The sequence below is a fragment of the Acetobacter sp. genome (genome assembly GCF_047721705.1).
GTDB lineage: Bacteria > Pseudomonadota > Alphaproteobacteria > Acetobacterales > Acetobacteraceae > Acetobacter.
Map to the genome: position 1 here is coordinate 1 of NZ_JBDNXK010000034.1, position 20,497 is coordinate 20,497.

General features: G+C 56.7%; 12 protein-coding genes. 11 read left to right on the forward strand and 1 reads right to left on the reverse strand.

Annotated elements, in window-relative coordinates; genetic code table 11:
* Positions 1-398 precede the first annotated feature (398 nt).
* The 5 genes from ABF824_RS07630 (at position 399) to ABF824_RS07650 (ending at position 11,584) form a co-directional block, all read left to right on the forward strand.
* Positions 399-2,765 (forward strand): TonB-dependent receptor, encoded by a 2,367-nt coding sequence (locus ABF824_RS07630; protein ID WP_415487678.1) that lies wholly within the window; start codon positions 399-401, stop codon positions 2,763-2,765.
* A gap of 96 nt (positions 2,766-2,861) precedes the next feature.
* A complete protein-coding gene (locus tag ABF824_RS07635; RefSeq protein ID WP_415487680.1) occupies positions 2,862-4,217 on the forward strand; it encodes an MFS transporter in 1,356 nt (451 codons plus the stop codon).
* Between the two features lie 4 nt (positions 4,218-4,221).
* Entirely contained in the window at positions 4,222-6,579 is a 2,358-nt protein-coding gene (locus ABF824_RS07640) for a beta-glucosidase family protein (protein ID WP_415487682.1), read from the forward strand.
* 4 nt (positions 6,580-6,583) lie between these two features.
* Positions 6,584-8,842, forward strand: coding sequence for an MGH1-like glycoside hydrolase domain-containing protein (locus tag ABF824_RS07645; RefSeq protein WP_415487684.1), 2,259 nt, complete (start codon positions 6,584-6,586; stop codon positions 8,840-8,842).
* 6 nt (positions 8,843-8,848) lie between these two features.
* The gene (locus ABF824_RS07650) at positions 8,849-11,584 is read left to right on the forward strand and encodes a hypothetical protein (RefSeq protein ID WP_415487686.1); all 2,736 of its coding nucleotides are present in this window, start codon (positions 8,849-8,851) and stop codon (positions 11,582-11,584) included.
* A 7-nt stretch (positions 11,585-11,591) separates the two neighbouring features.
* Here the strand turns inward: ABF824_RS07650 and ABF824_RS07655 are convergent, their stop codons facing one another.
* The gene (locus ABF824_RS07655; RefSeq protein ID WP_415487688.1) at positions 11,592-12,044 is read right to left on the reverse strand and encodes a hypothetical protein; all 453 of its coding nucleotides are present in this window, start codon (positions 12,042-12,044) and stop codon (positions 11,592-11,594) included.
* A gap of 45 nt (positions 12,045-12,089) precedes the next feature.
* On the opposite strand from ABF824_RS07655, the gene parC reads away from it, so the two are divergent.
* Genes parC through ABF824_RS07685 form a run of 6 tightly spaced genes read left to right on the forward strand, consistent with a single transcriptional unit; the run spans position 12,090 to position 20,480 of the window.
* Positions 12,090-14,309 (forward strand): DNA topoisomerase IV subunit A, encoded by a 2,220-nt coding sequence (gene parC, locus ABF824_RS07660; RefSeq protein ID WP_415487690.1) that lies wholly within the window; start codon positions 12,090-12,092, stop codon positions 14,307-14,309.
* Between the two features lie 46 nt (positions 14,310-14,355).
* Positions 14,356-16,119, forward strand: coding sequence for a hypothetical protein (locus ABF824_RS07665; RefSeq protein WP_415487692.1), 1,764 nt, complete (start codon positions 14,356-14,358; stop codon positions 16,117-16,119).
* On the forward strand, positions 16,116-17,105 hold the full coding sequence (locus ABF824_RS07670) for a hypothetical protein (protein ID WP_415487694.1): 990 nt from the start codon (positions 16,116-16,118) through the stop codon (positions 17,103-17,105). The genes ABF824_RS07665 and ABF824_RS07670 overlap by 4 nt, the downstream gene beginning before the upstream one ends.
* On the forward strand, positions 17,102-17,713 hold the full coding sequence (locus tag ABF824_RS07675) for a hypothetical protein (RefSeq protein ID WP_415487696.1): 612 nt from the start codon (positions 17,102-17,104) through the stop codon (positions 17,711-17,713). Before ABF824_RS07670 ends, ABF824_RS07675 begins: the two co-directional genes overlap by 4 nt.
* A complete protein-coding gene (locus tag ABF824_RS07680) occupies positions 17,710-18,849 on the forward strand; it encodes a hypothetical protein (protein ID WP_415487698.1) in 1,140 nt (379 codons plus the stop codon). The genes ABF824_RS07675 and ABF824_RS07680 overlap by 4 nt, the downstream gene beginning before the upstream one ends.
* Positions 18,849-20,480, forward strand: coding sequence for an NADH:ubiquinone oxidoreductase (locus ABF824_RS07685; protein ID WP_415487700.1), 1,632 nt, complete (start codon positions 18,849-18,851; stop codon positions 20,478-20,480). Before ABF824_RS07680 ends, ABF824_RS07685 begins: the two co-directional genes overlap by 1 nt.
* Positions 20,481-20,497: the final 17 nt, after the last annotated feature.

Consider the following 20,497-nt stretch of genomic DNA (forward strand, 5'->3'; position numbering starts at 1 on the left):
ATATAAAATGGTGCTGTATTGTTGTATTGATAATTTTATCTGAACAGATTGATATTGTTTTGAAAAACAAGATTTTTCGAATTTTCCAGAGATTGAAGGCAGGCTGGGCACTGGGGTGATATTGTTTGGAAAATTTTCTGTGAAAACCAGAAATTCTCATGACCTTAACATCGTTGTTATATAACAACATTTTTATTTCTCTGGTTTTTTGAAGTTCAAAAAAATAAGCGTATACGCGATTTAATCGTTGCGAATCCGAAATTGTATTGATAGCTAGGAAATGCAGTCATTTGGACCATCCTATGTTAAACATGCATGGCTATGGGCGAGGGCCTAAGTGTGTGGATGGTGGTTTTGAGCGCTTTCTGATGTGCGGTCATCCTCTTTCGGAGTGGAATATGAGGCGAATTTCCTTCCTAGCTGGTGTTACGTTTCTCAGCGGCACGTCGGCGGCCATGGCGCAGTCCGTTCACGCCCATAAAACGAAAACATCTCCCGCTTCCGTGTCTCAGGCAAAGGCTGCGCCTGACAAATCCACGAAGCCTAAAGCGGCACGCACGCATGTCATGGCGGGAGCCGTGGAAGGGATGGCGGTGAGGGCATCACGTCATGTGACGCGCGGCGCAACAACCGTTATTTCTGCAAAGGAATTTCAATCTGCCGTCGCTGGAACGTCAGTATTGAAAATACTTGAAAGACAGCCCGGCGTGTTGTTTCAGTCCGATGATCCACAGGGTGTGGATACGGGCGGCGTGAAACTTTACATGCATGGTTTTTCACAGAACCAGATTGGTTTTGCGCTTGACGGTATTCCGCTGGGTGAGCCTGTTTATCGTAACTATAACGGCCTGAATACGGTCGAGGCGATCTCATCTGAAAATGTCGGCAATATGGACGTTTCGCAGGGCGCGGGTGCGCTGGATATGCCGAGCACGAACAGCCTCGGGGGCGCTGTCCGTATCTATTCGTCTGATCCCAAGGATAAGCTGGGTGGCACTTTGGCTCAGACAGGTGGCAGTAACGGATCTGTTCACACATTTATTCGTTTTGATAGTGGTAAACTGACTGATTCCGGAACGAAATTCTACGCTTCCTATATGCGTAACGACACGCAGTTGTGGAAGGGGCAGGGAAACCAGTTCCTGCAACAGGTGAATTTCAAGTTGGTGCAGCCAATTCGCGAAGAAAGTCGCGTCTCGCTGTTCTTTGATTATTCGGATCTGTCGCAATATAACTATCAGGCTGAATCTCTCGAGATGGTTCGTGTGTTGGGCTACAATGTTGCCAACACGTATCCGGATTACCGCCGTGCTTACCAGATGGCGCAGGGCATTTATAATCACGGCGAAGACAAGACCAGCGATCCAAAAGATGTTGCTTACTATGCTGGAACCACGACCACTACGGATTACCTGGGCGGTCTGAATTTCCATCTGAAAATGGCTCCCAGACTTTACTGGGATACCGTGGTGTATGGTCATGGTCAGGATGCTGCGACGCAGTGGAGCAGTCCCTGGATGCCGTCGGCGAATGGTGCGCCACTCTCGGAAATCGTCAAGCAGCCATCTATCCATCGTTATGGTTTGACCTCGGCGGTTACCTACGATGTGGCGCGGAACCATATCCGTGCCGGCTTATGGTATGAAAACAACAAATATATCTCGGATATGTTCGCTTATAACGATCCCGTTCTGGCTGACGGAGAAACGATTTCGCCTAATCCATTCCGGAAATGGCGGAATGCTTTTGCACATCTCTGGGGGCAGACGTACAATACCAATACGTTCCAGACCTTCATTGAAGATACTTACCGGCCAATCGACAATCTGGCTCTTCATGCAGGTTTCAAATCCATGCTGAGTACAACGCGTGTTTCGGAAACAGGAAATTACGAGCCTTATACTGGAACAGATGCTCTGGCTGGTGGTGTGGGGCTAACGACGTTCGGAGCTTTCCTGCCGCATTTCAGTGCTGACTGGCGTTTCCTGAAGCATCATGAGCTGTATTTCGATGTGTCGCGCAACATGCGTGCCTACCCGGAGAGTGGCTACCACCTGTCAGCTTCACCTTTTGCGGTTTCTCAAGAGGCATTCGATCTTTCCCGAAAATCGCTCAAGCCTGAATCTGACTGGGCTTATTCCGTCGGTTACCGCTTTAACAGTCATTATGTCGACGCGTCCCTCAGCGGATATCACGTGGACTTCTCCAACCGACTTGGCGCCATGGTGTCTGGCAGTCAGCAGAATCCTCAGACCACAGTTACCAATCTCGGTGGTGTGACCATGAATGGCGTTGATTCATCCGTGACACTGAAGCCAATTAAAAATCTGAGCATTTTTAATTCCATCAGCTATAACCATGCGACATATGACAACAACATCACCCAGCAGGGCATAACCTATCACGTACAGGGCAAGCACGTCGTTAACTATCCGGTTTTCATGTATAAAGCCGCCGCAGACTATCAGTGGGGTAAGGCTGCATTCCATATCGATGCCGCTTATATCGGTAAGCGTTACTTCAGCTATACCAATGATACGAAGTTGCCGACATACTGGCTGGTCAATTTCGGTGCGCGCTATGATTTCGGACGTATCGGTCCAGCAGCCAATCTTCAGTTGACTTTTAACATCACCAATCTGACGGGGCAGAAATATCTCATGATGGCTGGCGACGATGGCGGAAATCCGTTGTCAGGCGATTACCAGTCACTTGTCGTCGGTGCGCCTAGGCAGTTCTTTGGAGGAGTGAGAGCAGACTTTTGATCATCGTATAATTCAATTCATCAGAGACTATCTGAGGACGCATCATCTGGTGCGTCTCGTATAAGGAGTGGGGAATGCTGAACAGGATGAACGCGGGTGACTGAAACCAGCAGTCAAACCAAAGTTCAGGAACAGCAGCGCCTGCCTCTGAAGGAGCGAATGTCTTTCGGGCTGGGTGATCTTGTCGGAAACGGTATGTTTGGAATTACCGGCTCCTATCTGATTCATTTTTATACCGACGTTGTCGGCATGGCCGCCGCCCAGCTTGCCATGTTGATGCTCGTCGCGCGGATTGTTCACAGTTTTTCAGACCCGCTCGTGGGGTTGATCATTGATCGACGTGGATTGTTTGCGGGCAGGGTCATGCCTTATGTACGCTGGTTCGCCGTGCCGCTGGCACTTTCGCTTGTCGCCTGTTTCCTGCGTCCTTTTTCGAGTGTGAGAGGCGAACTGAGCTGGGCATGGATCAGTTATCTGGCGATGGGTATACTTTTTTCATTCTTCATTGTTCCATATGGATTGCTTCCCAACACAATGACTGAACGATCGAATGATCGTCTTTCGTTGTCGACTTACCGAATGGTGGGCGCAACTTTAGGAACTTTTCTAGTTGGCAGTGTGGTGCCGCCAGCAGTTGCTCATTTCGGATATGCAGAGGGAATTGGCCTTGTCGCTGCCTGTGGTGCGGTGGTCGCCATGGTGCCTTCATGGACCTGTCGTGAACGCCTTATGCTGGCCCCAGATAAGCAGCCGCTCAGCACGACGTTGCGTTCCCTGTTAAAAAACCGGGCATGGGTCGTGGTCACGATCGTGCTGAGCCTATTTTATATTGATCTTACTTCTTTCTATGGTTTTGCTATCTATTACGCCCAACACGTGCTGGGGCGTGATGCAGCTTTCGGTGGTTTTCTAATTTCAGTCATGGGTGTGACAAAAGCTGGCGGTGTATTCATCTCGTCATTTATTGCGCCTCGTCTGGGGTGGAAACGTGCTGTTACGCTTGGATATCTGTGTTCTGTCACATCGCTGGCTCTGTTCTGGCTGGCCCCAAATAATGCATGGTTGCTGATAGGACTATTCTCTCTCGTCTGTTTCTTCGACGGAATAGCACTCCCGGTATTCTACACCATGCTTGCAGAAGCGATCGATGTTGGCGCGGTTTTGACGGGTGTTCGTGCTGCTGGAATAGCGTATTCAGTCAACAGTTTCGCCGGAAAAAGTGCTTGGGCACTCGGAGGTTTTCTGGTCGCAGCACTTCTGGCCTGGGGTGGCTATGATGGACATTCCGCCATACAGAATGTGTCTACGCGGGAAGCGATTACCTTTGGCTTTTTAGGTGTGCCGTTTTGCGTTGGAATATTGTCGATCATTCTGATCCAGTTTTATCCATCTCCATCGGAAACAATAGAACGGCAGATGCCGCCAGAAATTTTGCTTATTCCAGAGGATTGAAACAATGACCGATTGGGTCGAGCGTGCGCTTGTCGCAATGACCGTGGAGGAGAAACTGGCGCTCGTTTCCGGGGCGGGCTTGTTTCATACGCAGGAAATCAAACGACTGGGCATACGGTCTCTCCATATGGCCGATGGTTCCAATGGGCTCAGAGTGGTTCGTAGTGCCGAAGGATCGTCGGAAGAAGATGATGATACAGACGCATTTTTTGCTTTGGTGGAAACCGGCCGGAATACCGATGAGTCTACTTCCGCACTTCTAGGAACAAGTTATCCCGCAACCTGCTTTCCTGCAGCCTCTGTTCTGGCGGCAAGCTGGGATAAGGAGCTTATGCATGACATCGGTCGGGCGCTTGGCTGGGAATGTCGTGCACGAAATATAGATGTTCTTCTGGGGCCCGGTGTCAATATTCGTCGAATGCCACTGTCTGGAAGAAGCTTCGAATATTACAGTGAAGATCCTGTGCTCTCGGCAGACATGGCTGCTGGTTTGATTGCAGGATTACAGAGTTGCGGTGTGGCTGCCTCACTCAAACATCTAGCCTGCAATAACTCCGAGACCGAACGAATTACAATGAATTCCGTGGTAGAAGACCGGGCGTTGCGTGAGGTCTATCTCGCCGTATTTGAACGTACCATCAAAAAGTCCGATCCGTGGACAGTCATGACAGCCTATAATCGTCTCAATGGTGTTCAAGCATCGGAAAGTCATTGTCTGCTTCATGAAATATTGCGGGAGCAGTGGGCGTATGGTGGCTTGGTCATGTCGGACTGGCATGCGATCCGTGATCGGACCGCTGCGCTGATGGCTGGCTGTGACCTCGACATGCCATTGAGCCGGGCACGGCAGGCGCGGCTTGCTGCCGCTGTCGATGCGGGCGTGGTGCCGATGAAGGTTCTGGATGATTCATGTCGTCATGTTCTGCAACTTATCGATCGTATTGATGAGGCACGCAGAACGGAACAGTGCGTGCCAACTCCCGATTATCCATTACATCATGCACTGGCCGTAAAAGGGGCAGTGGAAGGGTGCGTGCTGCTGCGTAACGAAGGCGCCGTTTTACCTTTGAAAGCACAGGGCGGTCCAATCCTAGTGGTGGGGACAGATGCAATGGCGCCGCAGATACAGGGGGCTGGGAGTGCGGCTGTAACGGCATGGAGAGTGGACAAACCTCTTTTCGCCTTGCGTGAGCGTTTTCCTGATCGTGAAATCAAGTATGCGCCGGGCTGGACGGAAGACGGTGCATTTTCAGCCGAGCGCGAAGAAGAAGCCATAAGTCTGGCCGGTCAGGTGGAAACGGTTGTTATTTTTGTCAGCGCGCCAAAGGCAGAATCTGGAGAGGATGCAGACCGGAACAGTCTTTCCCTGCTTCCTGCTCATGACACCTTGATGACCCGTCTGTTGAAATGTGGCGTCGATATCGTAGCTATAGTCATTGCCCCCGACGCAGTGTTGCTTCCGTGGCGTGACAATGTATCGGCTATCCTGAGTGCTGGTTATGCGGGTCAGGGCTTTGGTCAGGCAATTGTAGATCTTCTAAGCGGTGATCAGTGTCCATCCGGAAAATTAACGACGAGTTGGCCTCAGCGCGAAGAGGATTGTCCGGCATGGCTCGGGTGGCCCGGGGAGCAGGGCCAACATCTCTATCGTGAAGGTATTTTCGTCGGATATCGCTGGTTTGATCGCAGAAAAGTCACGCCTGCCTATCCATTCGGATTTGGCCTGTCTTACACAGAATTTTCCTATGATGATCTGTCGGTAGAACAGCGGGGGGAGGGCCGAGAGCAAACGGTAAAAGTCAGATTCTGTGTTACGAATACCGGTATGCTCCGTGGTAGGGAGATATGGCAGGTCTATGTGCGGCGACAGGATGTTGGAAAACGTGAACGTCGAGTGACGTATCCTTTGCGTGTTTTGAGGGAGTTTGGCAGCGTCGATCTAGAAGCAGGTGAAAGCAGTCAAATTGAGCTGATTTTGTCTGTCAGAGATTTTTCATATTTCGATGTTCTCTGTCAGGACTGGAGACTTTCAGAGGGTGCTGTTTCAATTGATGTGGGAGCTTCTTCCCGCGATATCAGGCTTAGCGCGAGCATAACGCTTGATCGTTTGATAATGGATGCCCCATCCGTCACCTGTGATACACCGATGAGCGCCGTTCTGGATGTAGTGGGGGCTGAAGAAAGCCTTGTGACATGGCTGATGGAAGAAGAAACCATGAGCCAGCAGGAAGCACGCGACCTTCTGGCGCGTGGGCGCAAGTCGTTTCTTGGAATTTACGATACGTTGTCATGGAGTTTTGGGCATGAGCCTCAGATGGAAAGATTGATGGCAGTGTTGGGTCAGATAGGCAGAAATGGATAAAAAAATGACCATGATGATCAATGGAAACATGCCTATGGCCTGGGCTTGGAACACATGGTCTGACTATCCTGCCGCAATGGTGTTCCTGCCATTGGGTGTGCGTATTACGCCAATTCTATACTCAACAAAACTGAAAGCCGCGACCACATTGGCGGGTGGTAAAAACATGACGTTCGGACGTCATGCGGTGGATGGAAGTCTGATAGAATTTTCGACTGACTTCGCGGAAACAAAACTCGATTTTTCCTATGTAAAATCTACGCCATGTTCATTTGTAGGGCAGTGGAATCTTGGACGACGCGGGGAATGGGGGCTGCGTTACTGGGTCTCACTCTGTCTGTCGGCCGACGATGGTAGTTTGGTCCGTTGGAATGGCACCGAAGCTCTTGTCTCGGTGAATGGACGTGTTGTGGCGCTACGTCCTGAAATCGCGCCGGTACAGATTACTGCACACGAAACCTTGGATGATGTACAAGAAGACTTCGAGAAAAACGGTTATTTTTATAAGGGAAGCCGCGGTGTGGAGGCTCCGGTTCTCGTGCTACGCTTCAATCTTGAAATGATGCCGTCCTGCCGTTTCGCTGCTGCTGTTGCGGATAGTGAAAAGCTGTCTGCCAATCTTGTCGAAAATGAACTGCGGAAAAGCGACGTGCATCAAGACCTGCCTGTGCAGGAAGGGCGCCACACAGGTGCTCTGGATGCGGTTCGTGACGTCATGGCGTGGAACACTCTGTATGACGGTTTGAACCACCGGAGCTATACGTGTGTCAGCCGCTTGTGGAATCTGGGGACTTTTGCCGTCTGGTGGAACGACCAGACCTATGCTGCCCTGATGACCTCCCTGTTTGATCGGATTGTTGCCCGTGAAAACATAGATGTTTCCATGGCCAGTGCGACACCACAGGGGAATTTTGCCTGTATCGTGACATCGAATGATGCATGGGTGGATCGCACGCAGGCACCAAATGGCGCATTCATGATGTGGATGATTTATCTGCGGACTGGCGAACTGAGTGTGCTGGAGCGGACTTACGATGATCTGGTGCGCAATCATGACTGGTGGCGTGCAATGCGTGATCCGGATGGCACGGGCCTGGTGTCATGCGGTACATCGGATGTGGGGGATGGGCTGTATCAGGGCACTCGTTTCGGCGCATGTAATGAAACGGGCATGGACAATTCACCAACTCATGACGAAGCCATTTATGAACCTGAAACGCGCTGCCTTTCGACCGTCGATCTTGGTCTGAACTGCTGTCTGACGCTGGATGCAGAGATGCTGGCGAATATGGCGCGCGCTTTAGGGCGCGTGGACGATAGCGCGCGTTTCGATCAGCTTGCGGCGACAGGGCGAAAGGCTATTTCGGATGTGCTGTGGGATGCGGAACGTGGTGTTTTCGCCAACCGACAGCGTGGTGGAGGACCATTTGTGAAAAGCATCGGTCCAACATCGCTTTATCCTTTGATATGTGGAGCGGCGACGGAAGAGCAGACGGAACGTCTTGTTGCTCTTCTGATGGACCCCGAGGTGTTCGGGGGACGCTTCATGCTGCCGAATGTCAGCCGCGATGATCCCGCATTTCATGACAATGTTTACTGGCGAGGCAGGATCTGGCCGAACGTGAATTACTTCGTGTGGCAGGGGCTGCGGCGCTACGGTCTGGATAAAGCCGCAACGGCTCTGGTTAATAGCAGCATGGATCTCTTCGATCTTTCATGGAAAGAGAAGCGGATTTCAGGAGAGAACTATAACGCCGACACTGGCCTTGCGGACGATCAGGCCGATACGGATCTTTTTCTTTCATGGGGTGCGATGCTCCCACTGATTGGTGTCTCGGATGTCATGGAAATGAGTCCGTGGCATGGATGGTGTGTGTCGTGGGATGGTTCGCCCGGTCGATTGGGGCCTGTGACAAGTCCGGTGGGAGCTGTTGTTCTGCGGATGACTGAACAAGAAGCGCGGCTCGAACGTGAAGGGCAACTGCTTCTCGCATGGACGCGCCCAGGACGTGTTTCGCATCTCTGCATCGAAAAGCATTTTATATCTCTGGTTTTTTCATCAAATTCGTCTCAGGAAAAAGAGCACATTATTCTTGGTGGCGTAGATGCGGCGTCCGTCGTGAAAGCTACGTCAGGGGATCGAAACCTGACCGTTGCTGACAGCAGGCGTGGGGCAGAAATTCTGCTGGAAAAGGATATATTCGAGATTCAGGTCTGGCTTTCGCCGATCGGTGCTCAGTCGCCAGTCAGCGTGAGCGGCTGACACGGTATGAATACCGACAATCAATTTCGCCCCGCAGCATTCTGGTTCTGGCATTATCTGCCAGAGGAGATTGAGTGTCTGGAAGTTCTTCAGTCTGCCAGACGCGCTGGACTAGGCTGTGTTCTGATCCAGGCGCGGCTGTCGATGCCGTGGGATGATTATCTCACCCCTACCTATCTCGCCCGTTGTGCCTATGTAGGAGAACAGGCGAAAGATCTCGGTCTGTCAGTTGAAATTTATGACGAATACAACTGGATGTCGGGCCATGGCGGAGGCGCGACAGTCAAAGGCGCAGACCACCTGCGCGAACGTCATCTGTTCTGGTGTAAAGGAAGAAGCGCTTCTGATAACGGACGGTACGTTTTTACAATCTCTTCCATACATTCAAGTTTTCTTGATTTTCTTGGTCCAGAAGGTGCTCTGTGGTGCAACGAACAAGGTGTCGCGCGGTGGGGAGACTGGCAGGTTCAGGGTTTCGTACGAAATGGAGAGGTGCTTGCTCCCTATGAACTGATCGTGGAGCCGGGTGAAAACGGTTGTACTGTAAGCGCAAGGTTCGAGAAAACGGTTTCTGATGAAGGCGAGATTACCCTTCTGCTGTCAGCGCGGAGCTTTGGGTCACGTCTGGTCAATTACCTGTTGCCGGAGATGGCGGAGCGGTTCGTGGAGAAGGTCTATGGTCCGCTCCTTGATGTGCTGCCATCAGCGGATGGGTTTTTCTTCGATCACCCCTATGCAGGTTTTCAGGACTGGACCGAGCGTTGCGGTTTTGTTGGCAACAGTGTGCTTTGGGATGAAGATCTTTTTGCACGGGGGATAACTCTGCAACATCTCGCAGCGCTTGCGGAGGAAGACGATGAAAAGTCCTCGCGCCTTCGTCTGGAATTTTTCAGAATCTACTCTTCCTGCATGCATGAAGCGTTTTTCGGAACCTTGTCGCGTTGGTGCGCAGAACGGGGCGTGGGGCTGAGCGGTCATGAATTGTTGCCGCACGTCGGTGCATGGTCGCCACGTAAAGGGCTGGGAGGCATTGATCCGCGAGTGATGCCGGGGACGGATCATTTTGCTGTGGATCGTTATCGCACGGCAACTACGGTGGATGCCGCGGATTACGTGCCCCAACTCTCGGTCATTCTTGGAGATTCAGTCGCCCGGGCGAATGGCCGCTCGCGTTGCACGGTCGAACAGTACTCCACGGGGCGTGAGGTCGGTCGTGCTTCGCTGCTTGGGCAATGGGATCTGACGCCTGCGCGTCTGCGCACGCAATCTCTTCGCCATCTGCTGTGTGGTGCGCGACGTATACTGTTGCACGCACTCTATCTTCCCGGTGTCGTCAAGCGCACACCCTCTGGAATGTTCGACCCCGTTCAGGATTTCCCACCGGGCTTCAATTTGCAGCCGTGGTGGGAACATATGGATGTTCTTTCCAACGAACTGTTCGAGGTTTCGAAGTTTCTGGAAGAGGGAGAACCCGTCCGCAGCGTCGCCCTTCTGTATCCGCTGGCCGATCTGTGGGCTGGCCCGGTCGATGCCACGTCGGCGCATCTGTTCGGCGCATGGGCTCAGGCTCTGGATGAGGCGGGTTGTCCCTTTGTGATCATCGATGAAAGCCAGTTGGTAAGAGGAGAGATTGAAGCAGGCATCACAACCGTGATCCTGCCCGGCGTGGGGTGGCTGGAACATGCAGCGAGTTTTGCGGCTCTACAGGCATTCGGTGAACAGAAAGGTCACGAAATTCTGGCCAGTGCAGTGGGTGGGGCGGCACTGGTTCCTCTTTGCGGGGCCGAGCCAAGCGGCGGTAGCTGGGGGCTGGAAAATGTGCTGCGTGGGGTGAAAGAGGACGCGATTGCTGAGGAGGCGTGGCGGCTGGCAGCGGGTCTTCGGAATGTAGCGCGGCTGTCCTCCCCGGATCAGTTAGGCACCATTCCATCTGATCCGGCGCAGAAACTTCCGCTTTCTGGGCGCATAGCGTGGCATCATGTGTCCGACAGTCCGCCTCGCGACCGTCTGGCGGTCCAGAATGAAATTGGCCAGTGGCGAGAGCTGATTCTCGGCGCATCAGAAAAGCCTCGTCATCTACGGGGCTGGGAGGCTGCTCCTGCGAAATGGGTTCAAAGTGCAGCGGAACGCGCATGGCGTTCATGGGGAACAATTCCCGCAGGAGAAGCTGTCGCTATTCGGGTGAGGCCACACGAGATGCTTTGTCTCGAATGGGAGGAGGGCGTTGCATCCGGGGCTCTGGAAGACGTGCTCGAATGGATGCCGTTTCCGCAGGGACCAATGATACAGCTGACGGATGGATGGCAGTTCGCGGAGGATGCACTGAATGTCTGGCAGCCTGTTACGCCGACTTTGCCGCTGGAGGAGCAGGGAATGGGAGCCGACGGAAGCGGGATATATCAGGTCGATCTGTCCTCAGTCGGCAACGAGAGCGCGAGCGCAGACGTTTCCTGTCGCTGGCATCTGGTGATCCCGAAGGTCAGGGGAACGCTGGAGTGTCGCATTGATGACGTACCATGCGGCGTAAGCCTGACGGATCAGGCTGTTTTCCCGTGCCCCAAAGAGTTCAGTTTTCCGTCAGGCGTATTGCAGCTGATTTGGCGAGGCACCGCAGCGAACCGATTCTATAAGGATCATTCGCCGGTGGCGGGAGAACGACGTGAGAAAAGTGGCCTTATGGGCGTGCCACGGCTGGAGTTATGGCGATTGCAGCCCCGTGTGCGCCGAATAAAAGCCGCCTGAAGGCGCGTTACCACTCCGCGCCAATCATATGCTTCGGCTGATTCGGTCCCGGGTCGGCATTGCTGGACCACACGGTCCAGTCCCAGCCGGGGTGCTGGTTATTTTCGGCCGTCATGGCCGCCGGGCTTGGAATGCCTGTCAGGGTTTTGCTTTTATAGTCCATGAAGGCGGCCTGATTGCCCATATAGACGCAGCCACAACCGATACGGTCGGCATAAAGATAGACCGGACCGGTGGTGGTTGGACGGTAAGTGAGCATTCCGGCGGGTAAAAGATTCATCATCTCGTAACGGGCGGTGGTGTCGGCTGCGTGCGCCGTGAAGCCGCTGTAAGCGAGTTGTTCACCGGTCTGGAGATACCGATCAGCCGGAGAGCAGGCGGCGAGGCCGCTCAGCGCGGCAAAAAGAGAGGCAAATCGAAATGCCGGACGGCGTGAAAAACCGGTCAGGACGTTGGCCAAAGCGTATCTCTCCGTTATGGGTGCGCACGACGGAGGACACAGGACATGAGTGACACGTTCGCAGGCCATATCGAGGACACCCGACTTACCGACGCCCTGAGCGAGCGGTATCTGGCTTACGCGCTGTCGACAATCATGTCCCGCTCGTTGCCGGACGTGCGGGACGGTCTCAAGCCAGTGCATCGCCGTCTTATCTTCGCCATGCACCAGCTTCGCCTTGATCCCGCATCCGGGTTTAAAAAGTGTGCACGTGTCGTTGGTGACGTGATCGGTAAATATCACCCCCACGGCGACGCCTCGGTCTATGAAGCGCTCGTGCGGCTTGCTCAGGATTTCGCCGTCCGATTCCCGCTTGTGGAAGGACAGGGGAATTTCGGCTCCGTGGACGGCGATAACGCCGCCGCCATGCGATACACCGAAGCCCGTCTGACCAAGGTCGCGCAGGCGCTGCTCGAAGGCATCAATGACGACGCCGTCGATTTCCGCCCCACCTATGACGGCGAGGACGCCGAGCCGGTCGTTCTGCCCGCCGCCTTCCCGAATCTGCTCGCCAATGGCGCCGCGGGAATCGCCGTCGGCATGGCCACCAGCATTCCGCCACACAATGCCGGTGAAATCTGCGCCGCCGCTGGCCTGCTGATCCGCAAGCCCGACGCGACCGTGGCCGAACTCCTTCAGCACATGCCTGGCCCGGACTTTCCGACAGGTGGCATCATCGTCGAGGATTCGGACGCCATCCTGAAGGCGTATGAGACCGGACGCGGCGGCTTCCGCATCCGCTCCCGCTGGGAAGTCGAGCAGGGCCGCTTCGGCACATGGCAGGTGGTGGTCACCGAAATTCCCTATCAGGTGCAGAAATCCCGCCTGATCGAGCAGATCGCCGATCTGCTGGTGCAGAAGAAACTGCCGCTGCTGGCCGATATCCGCGACGAAAGCTCGTCCGACATCCGCCTCGTGCTGGAGCCGAGAAACCGCACTATCGAGCCGGAAGTGCTGATGGAGACGCTGTTCAAGGCGACTCAGCTCGAAAGCCGTTTCTCGCTCAACATGAACGTCATCGGCCCGGACCGCGCCCCCGGTGTGCTGGATCTGCGTTCCGTGTTGCAGGCATGGCTCGACCACCGCCACGAAGTGCTGGAACGCCGCAGCGCCCACCGCCTCGCCGCCGTCGAGAAACGCCTCGAAATCCTAGAAGGCTTCCTTGCCGTCTATCTCAACCTCGACGAGGTGATCCGCATCATCCGCGAGGAAGACGATGCCAAGGCTAGCCTGATGGCGACCTTCAGCCTCACCGAAATGCAGGCTGAAGCTGTCCTCAACATGCGCCTGCGCAGCCTGCGCAAGCTGGAAGAGATCGAGATCCGCAAGGAGCACACCGCTCTCTCCGCCGAACGCGACGAACTCCGTGCTCTGTTGGGCGACGAAAAGCTCCGCTGGTCCCGCATCGCCGCCGAGGTGAAGGAAATCGGCAAGAACTTCGGCTCCGGAGCACTGGGCGCTCGTCGCAGCACGCTTGGCGCGCCGCCTCCGCAGATCGACCTGTCTGCCGCCACGCTGGTCGAGCGCGAGCCGCTGACCATGATCCTGTCCGAAAAGGGCTGGGTTCGTGCCGTGAAAGGCCACGGCATCGACGCCAGCGCCCAGAAGTTCAAGGAAGGCGACGACCTCCGCCTTGCGCTGCCCTGTCAGAGCACTGACCGTATCTGCTTCTTCGCTACGGATGGCCGTGCCTATACTGTCAATGCGGGAGACCTCCCGCGTGGGCGCGGTGACGGTCAGCCCGTGCGCCTGCTGATGGATCTGTCGAACGACGAAGACATCCTCTCCGTGTTCGTCATTGAGGACGGCAAAAAGCGCCTCGTCGCCTCCAGCGTCGGACGCGGCATGATCGTGGCCGACACCGATTTCGCCGCCGAGAAACGAAGCGGCAAGCAGGTTCTCAACCTCAAGGGTGACGAAAGCGCACGCCTTTGCATTCCCGCGCAGGGCGATCAGGTGGCGGTCTATGGCGGCGACAAGCGATTGCTCGTCTTCCCGGTCGATCAGCTTCCCGTCATGACGAAAGGGCTGGGCGTCACGCTCCAGAAATACCCGGACGGCGGCGCGAAACTCGGCCTGCGTCAGGCTGTTGTGTTCAGTGCCGCGGAAGGGCTGCTCTGGCCGGGCGCGGTGCGGGTGCGCAGCTTTGCCGAACTTGAACCGTGGGTCGGCAAGCGTGCTGCGACCGGCAAGGCGGCTCCGCCGTGGGCGATGAAGAAAGCATAAGATCCGACAGGCGGGACATTCAGCCATCCTGATCTTTTTCATCCTGTTGCCGCTTGTCCTCGCGTGCCTGCTGTCGGTCACGCCGGAGCGATGGGTCGGTTTTCCGCCGGGTCAGCAGCGGCTCGCCAGTCAGGGGCTCTGGCTGGCGGCGGCGCTGTGTGCCCTCGGAGGAATGCCGTGGAGTGGACAAGGGGGCGACATTATTCCCGGCTTCAGGGCCGATCCGCTTGGGTGTCTCTTCTTTTTCGCTTTCGCGATCATCGGTTTTTGCGCCGAGCGGGGAGGGCGGTTCCACAGCCGGATGCCGCTGGCGGCTACTTCTGCCTGCCTTGCGGCTTTGTCCACGCATCCACTGGCCTTGACCGGCACGGGGAGCGCTGCGCTCGTTCTGGCGTTCTCCGGTCGGCAATCAGCGGCGGCAGGCTGCCTAAGAACATTGCTGTTTGCTGCGGCCTGTTTCCCGGCCTCATTCTGGACTGCGATTGTCGCCGCGTTTGTTTGCTGTACTGGTGAAGGCAGACGACGTGCGGATTTCGCGCAGGCGCCACTGCTGGAAGCCGGATGTGGTCTTCTGGTTCTCTGTCGAACCTTTCTGCGTCCTGATTGTGTCGTAACGCCCGCCATGATGGCGACTCTTCTGGTTGGCGGTGTGCTTTTGAGCCTTGGCCGACTTGCTATTGTGCTGACCACATCCCGAGCCAGCGCGGCAATGGTCGGGCAGGCCATGCTTCCTGCTTCCTTCGCCATCATTTCAGTCGGGCTGATCGCATACGCACAGGCGGCTGATTCCGCCCTGACGGCTCATTGCGCCGCTGCCGTGCTGGCATTGGATATCGTGATATTCTGGCCAGTAGCGGCTGGGTTTCTGTGCACCGGCGCGTGGGTCGCTGAGGGCGTGGGAACAGATCGCCTTGGTCGACTTGGGGGACTGCTTCTTTTCGCGCCACGACTGGCGGCATTCCTGGCCGTGGCGCTTTTCCTGTTGACCTGTATGCCGCCCGGTCCGGGTTTCTCCATTCTCTGGTTGCTGGTGGAGGCCACGCTCGGCCTGCTTGCGGATGGTTTTGCTTCTGCATTGCCGGCGCTGGTTTTTCTGTTCGGCGAGGGGGCGATCATTGCACTCACAGCCCTCGCGGCGCTTCGGTTTGCTGCTCTGCTTCTGTTGGGCAACGCGCGCAGCCCCCGTATGGCGGCCTGTTCCGACGTGAACTGGAAATCGCTCTGGCCCGTGGCCGCAACGCTCGGGTTGGCCGGGCTGGCAAACTGTCTGCCCGGAGGCCTGTTGCGGCTGGTCGAGCCGGTGCTTGAATCACTCAGCGGCAAGAAAGTGGAAATGGCCCGGCAGCCGTGGTTCACGCTGGCAGCACCTGATGGGCTTTCTTCATGGATGCCGGTGGGGCTCGTGGGAATGCTGGCGGTGGTGCTCGGTATCGTCTGGCTCCTGAAGGCAAAGCTACTACCGGGCCAGTCCATCGTGGCCAGCCCGGCGAGAGAAATCCTGCCATCGGTGCATGTTGGCGAAACGATGCCCTGGCTCGGCGGCCTGACGACGCGCACCCAGCAGTTGCCATTTGGTGATCCCCTGATCTGGTCGGGACTGGACATGGCGCCCACGGCGATCAGGGCAATGCTCCTGCCTACCGGAAGCAGAGCCAAGATCGGTTGTCGCCGCGTGGCATGGTTCTTTCGAAAAATGCTGAAACGTCTGCGTCATATGATCACGTCCAGCAGTGAAGGCGCTGATTATGGTGCCGCCGCAGTCCTTGCGCTCGCTGCCTGCGCCCTTTGTATGATGGCGTTCTGGTCATGACTTTTCTCCACATGGCGCTTTCCCTGTTGCTGACAGCGTTGCAGCTTGCGCTCGTATTGTTCGTCGCGCCGTTGCTGAATGGCCTGCGGCTTTCCCTGTCTGCACGCATGGCGGGCGCGGGTGCCCAACCGATCCTGCGGCACTGGTTCCTCATTTCCCGTGCATGGAAAATTGCTCCGGTCATTCATGAGACTGATGGACCGACGCTGATCGAGCAGTTTCTTCCGGCCTATATTGGCCCCCTGTCATTCGCCGCAGCGCTCTGTGCGGCACTTCTGGTCCCTGCTTTCAGCTTCGGTCTTCTGACGGATAGCTGGGCCGATCTTCTGCTGGTCGGGATGTTGCTTTTTGCCGCACGACTCTGTGGCCTGTTACCGGCGCTGACACAGACGGCAGAGACGGCGACGAGTGCCTATCGTCAAGCGGTAGCCACGGCGTTAATCTTGCCATCGCTGTTTCTCGTCGCCGTACTGCTTTTCAGCGCTGGTGCGACGACCAATCTTGCCATTGTTCTTGGCGGCCTTTCGCATGGCAATCCTCTGGCTGACGGCGCGCCGTTCGTACTGGGTGGTGTGGCGCTGCTGGCGGCCGTCGATCCGCTTCCGAAGGCAGAAACCGGGGAGCAGGGGAGCAATGATGCGCTCCGCATGGTGGCTGGTGATCTCGTCGCACTGACATGGCTGACGCTGGCGGGTGATCTCATGTGGCCCGGTTCTCTGGCGCGGGTGGGGGAAAGCCAGACACTTCTTGCTGGCGTCGGTGCGTTTTTCATGGGTGTGCTGTGCTGGTTGCTCCGTTGTATCCTGCTGGCGACCGTAATCAGCGCGGGTCGTGCTCTGGCCATCGGCCCGATAGCCGCAGCGCGTCTGCGTGGCGCAGCAGCGCTGCTGATGGCGTTGCTTGCCCTGCAACTGCTGACGGCGGCGCGGTTAACGCCTCCTGCCGATCCGGAAGCTGCTGCCGTTGATGAAGGGGGCGCTCCATGACGCTTGCGCTTGCCCTGTTGCCGCTTCTCGCGCTGCTGACTCTTCTGGCGGGTCTTGCCGTCACGCCACTGCTGGGTCTGTTGACGGCGGCATCCATGATTCTCCTGCGGCACAGCCTGGAACAGTCTTTGCCGCCCGTCATTCTGTTTACGATGGTGACAGCGCTCATGGTGTCCATCGGGCCAGTTTGGTGGCTGAGGCGTTATACGGAAGAGGCCACTCCGGCGCATCTGGGCAAGGTCCTGCTGTTCGCTCTCGTCCTGCTGGTGGCGGCTAATCTCAGTCTGCCGTCTGGCGACATGCTTCAGCCACCCGCCATTCTTGCCCTGCCGTTCGTGCCGGTGAATGCAGCAGTTGTAAGTGTGGCGCTCGCGGTTACGTTCATCGGTCTGGCCGTGTTATCGCTTCGCGATGGTGTGCGTTTCCAGTTTGCCGGACTGCTGACAGCCTGTGACGGGCTGCTGCTGACGGCGGCCAATATCCGCACGCCGTATGCTGGCTGGCTGATCGGTGCGTGCGTTCTGATGCTGGCGGGCGCGGGCACATGGCTGGTGCAGCGTCTTTCGCTGCTGCGTCCCAAGGCGACGGAAAGCAGTGAGGCGGCATGATGTTGATGGTCGCCGACATTCTGCTGTTCTGCTGTCTGGCGTGGCCTTTCGTGGCTGGCGCGATCGTTGCCATTCATGCTGCTGCAACAGGCAAGGGTGAGACAGAGGGGGGGCAGAATGCCTCTCAGCTGGCGGCCAATCTGTCACTGGTCTCGGTTGGTCTGACGGGTCTGAACGTCCCGTTGGCCGTCACTCTGGGGGTGATGGCGGGTGGTGGCGTCGAACTGGGCTGGATGGTGGAAATGCCACTGGCCGCTGTTGGATGTCTGCTGCTGCATGCTGGTCTTGTGTCGCAATGCTTTGCGCCTCCGCGGCCGGAAGAGGATCGCGCTCTGGTTGCGCGCGATGCCGTGCCGTTCTGGACAACGGGTCTGCTGAGTCTGGCCATGATGCTGGAAGAGCCGATTGCGCGCGCCGTCATGCTCATCACGGCACCTGTTGTGGCTGTGATCCTGCTTGATACGGGGGCAGGACGGGCGATTGCAGGCTGGAATACGGTAAGGCGCACGGCAACTGGTGCTTTGCTGGCGTTGACAGGCTTTCTTCATCCCAACTTTGCTGTGGAAGGAATACTGGCGGGGCTAGGTGTCTGCCTGCTTGCGGGACTTTTCCCCGCTACCCTTCTTCCGCGAGGCGCGACATTGTCGCGTGCTGGGGATGCTTTGGAACTCCTGCGTTCAAGCAGCGCCACCATTGCCGTTGCGGGGCTTCTCGCCACATTTCCTCTGCCGGAAGCGACGGCCTCGGCGTTTCGGGGAAGTCTTTTTGCCGCGGGTCTCATCACCCTTGCGCTTGCGAGTGTGAGCCTTCGGCTGGGTCGCATGAACCGGGTAGAAGCTGTGGCGCGTGCAGGGCTAGGGTTTGCCGCGCTGGCCGCCGGTGTGACGCACCCATTGATCGCTGATCTCGCTCTTCTCGGCCTTCTGCTGGCCATGCCGTGGCTCGTAGAGACGCCAGCCTCTCGCAAGGCTCGTGCCATTGCGCGATGGCTGCTGGTGTTTCCAGGCTTCTGTGCATTGCTGCTGGCCTTGACCATGATGGCCGCATCGTCAGGCCTTCTCGCCGTGGCCGTCATTCTGGCCGTGCTTCCGGCCCTGCGGCCTGCCTCTCGCCTTCTGCCAGCGGAGGTGAAGTGATGAATCTTCCTCCCATTTTCTTTGGTGGAGGCGCGCTGGTTCCGCAGGAGTCGCCGCGACCGTCGGTGAAAAATACCATTCGGGCGGGAGAAAGGACCGATACGTCCTGGCGGTTCGAGCTCGATGAGAGTGCCTGGTATGAACTGGTGGAACGGCTTCGGGACGACGAGGAAGCCGTTTTTCTGGGGCTGTGGTGCGATGGTCAGGCTGTCTACGCGCTGTTCAGCGATGGTGATCCCGGTGCTGAGAGCGTGCTGCGGCCGCTGATGGCATCTCACCGTCTCGATGGACCACGCTATCGTGGGTTTTCCGGGGCGCGTCCGGCAGCGGCTCCCTTCGAGAGAATGATCCGTGATCTGTGGGGTGTCGAGGCAATGGACGTGTCCGATGCACGTCCACTGGTGGATCAGGGAGCGTGGACGGTGACCGCGCCGCTTTCTACGCGCCCCGTTCCCGCTTCGGTCCGGTCCGACATGTACGATTTTCCGGCTCCTGATTCTCTGGTCGCGGAACGGGGAATGCTCTTTTCACGTGGCCCAGCAACAGGTGGGGGAGAAGGTCCGGTCCATTGCCGCTTGGGTGTGGCAGGAGAGGCTGTGCGGAGCATCGACATGCTCACGGGATTCGCCCATCGCGGCCTTGAAACCAGAATGGCGGGAACGACGCTTCCGAGAGCGGCTGAACTGGCGGGAAGGATCAGTGCTGGTTCGACCATTGCGCACCAGTGGGCATTCAGTGCCGCCGTGGAAAAAGCTCTCGGCATTGAAGTTTCACAGGCAGCGGAGCATGTCCGTGCGCTGCTGTGTGAAATCGAGCGTATCGGCACGCATCTGACATGGCTGGCACGCACGGCGAAAGCGGCGGGAGCCGATCCAGTGGCGGCGCGTCTGTTCAAAGTGCGGGAAAGACTGATGCGTGTCTGCGCGGAGACGCTTGGCCGACGCGTTCTGATGGACTGTATTATTCCCGGTGGCGTCACGATTGGTCTGTCCGACAATGACCGGCTGCCGGATGAGCAGATCGTCGAGGCACTTCTTGCGCTTTGCGAGGAGATTACCGCACTGGGCGCTACCGACCTGGAAGAATCGCGTGCGCTCTGGATGGCCACCGGGCTTCTGTCGTCAGGGCTTGCAGGACAGGGCGTTGTGCCGCGCTCTCTCGCCACCGCCTTCTCTCTCAGTGGACCGACAGGCCGTGCCTGTGGACGAGGCGCTGATTTCCGCCAGTCCATGCAGGCCTATGGTGCCGTCAGGATTCGTACGCCCGTCGCAACGGGTGGAGATGCTGCGACGCGCAGCCGTATCCGTTTTGATGACATCGCCGAAAGTCTACGGATCGTGCCTGCTCTGGGAGAACTTCTGAAGAGCGCTGATGGGGGACTGGATCTGGTACGCTCTCTCGGCGACATGGCGGCGAATCGCTGGGAAGGTTATGCGGCGGTCGAAGGGCCGCATGGACTTGTCTGCCATGTCGTGGTGCTGTCAGGCGGCCGCGTGGAACGGACTTTTCTCGCCGATCCGGCGGCAGTGCTGCATATGACGCAGGAAAGCGTGCTGCCCGGATGTGATCATCAGGGATTTGATGCGATCAGATGTTCATTCGGTGTTTCAGCAGCGGCGGTCGATCTGTAATAATGGCCAGACTGTCT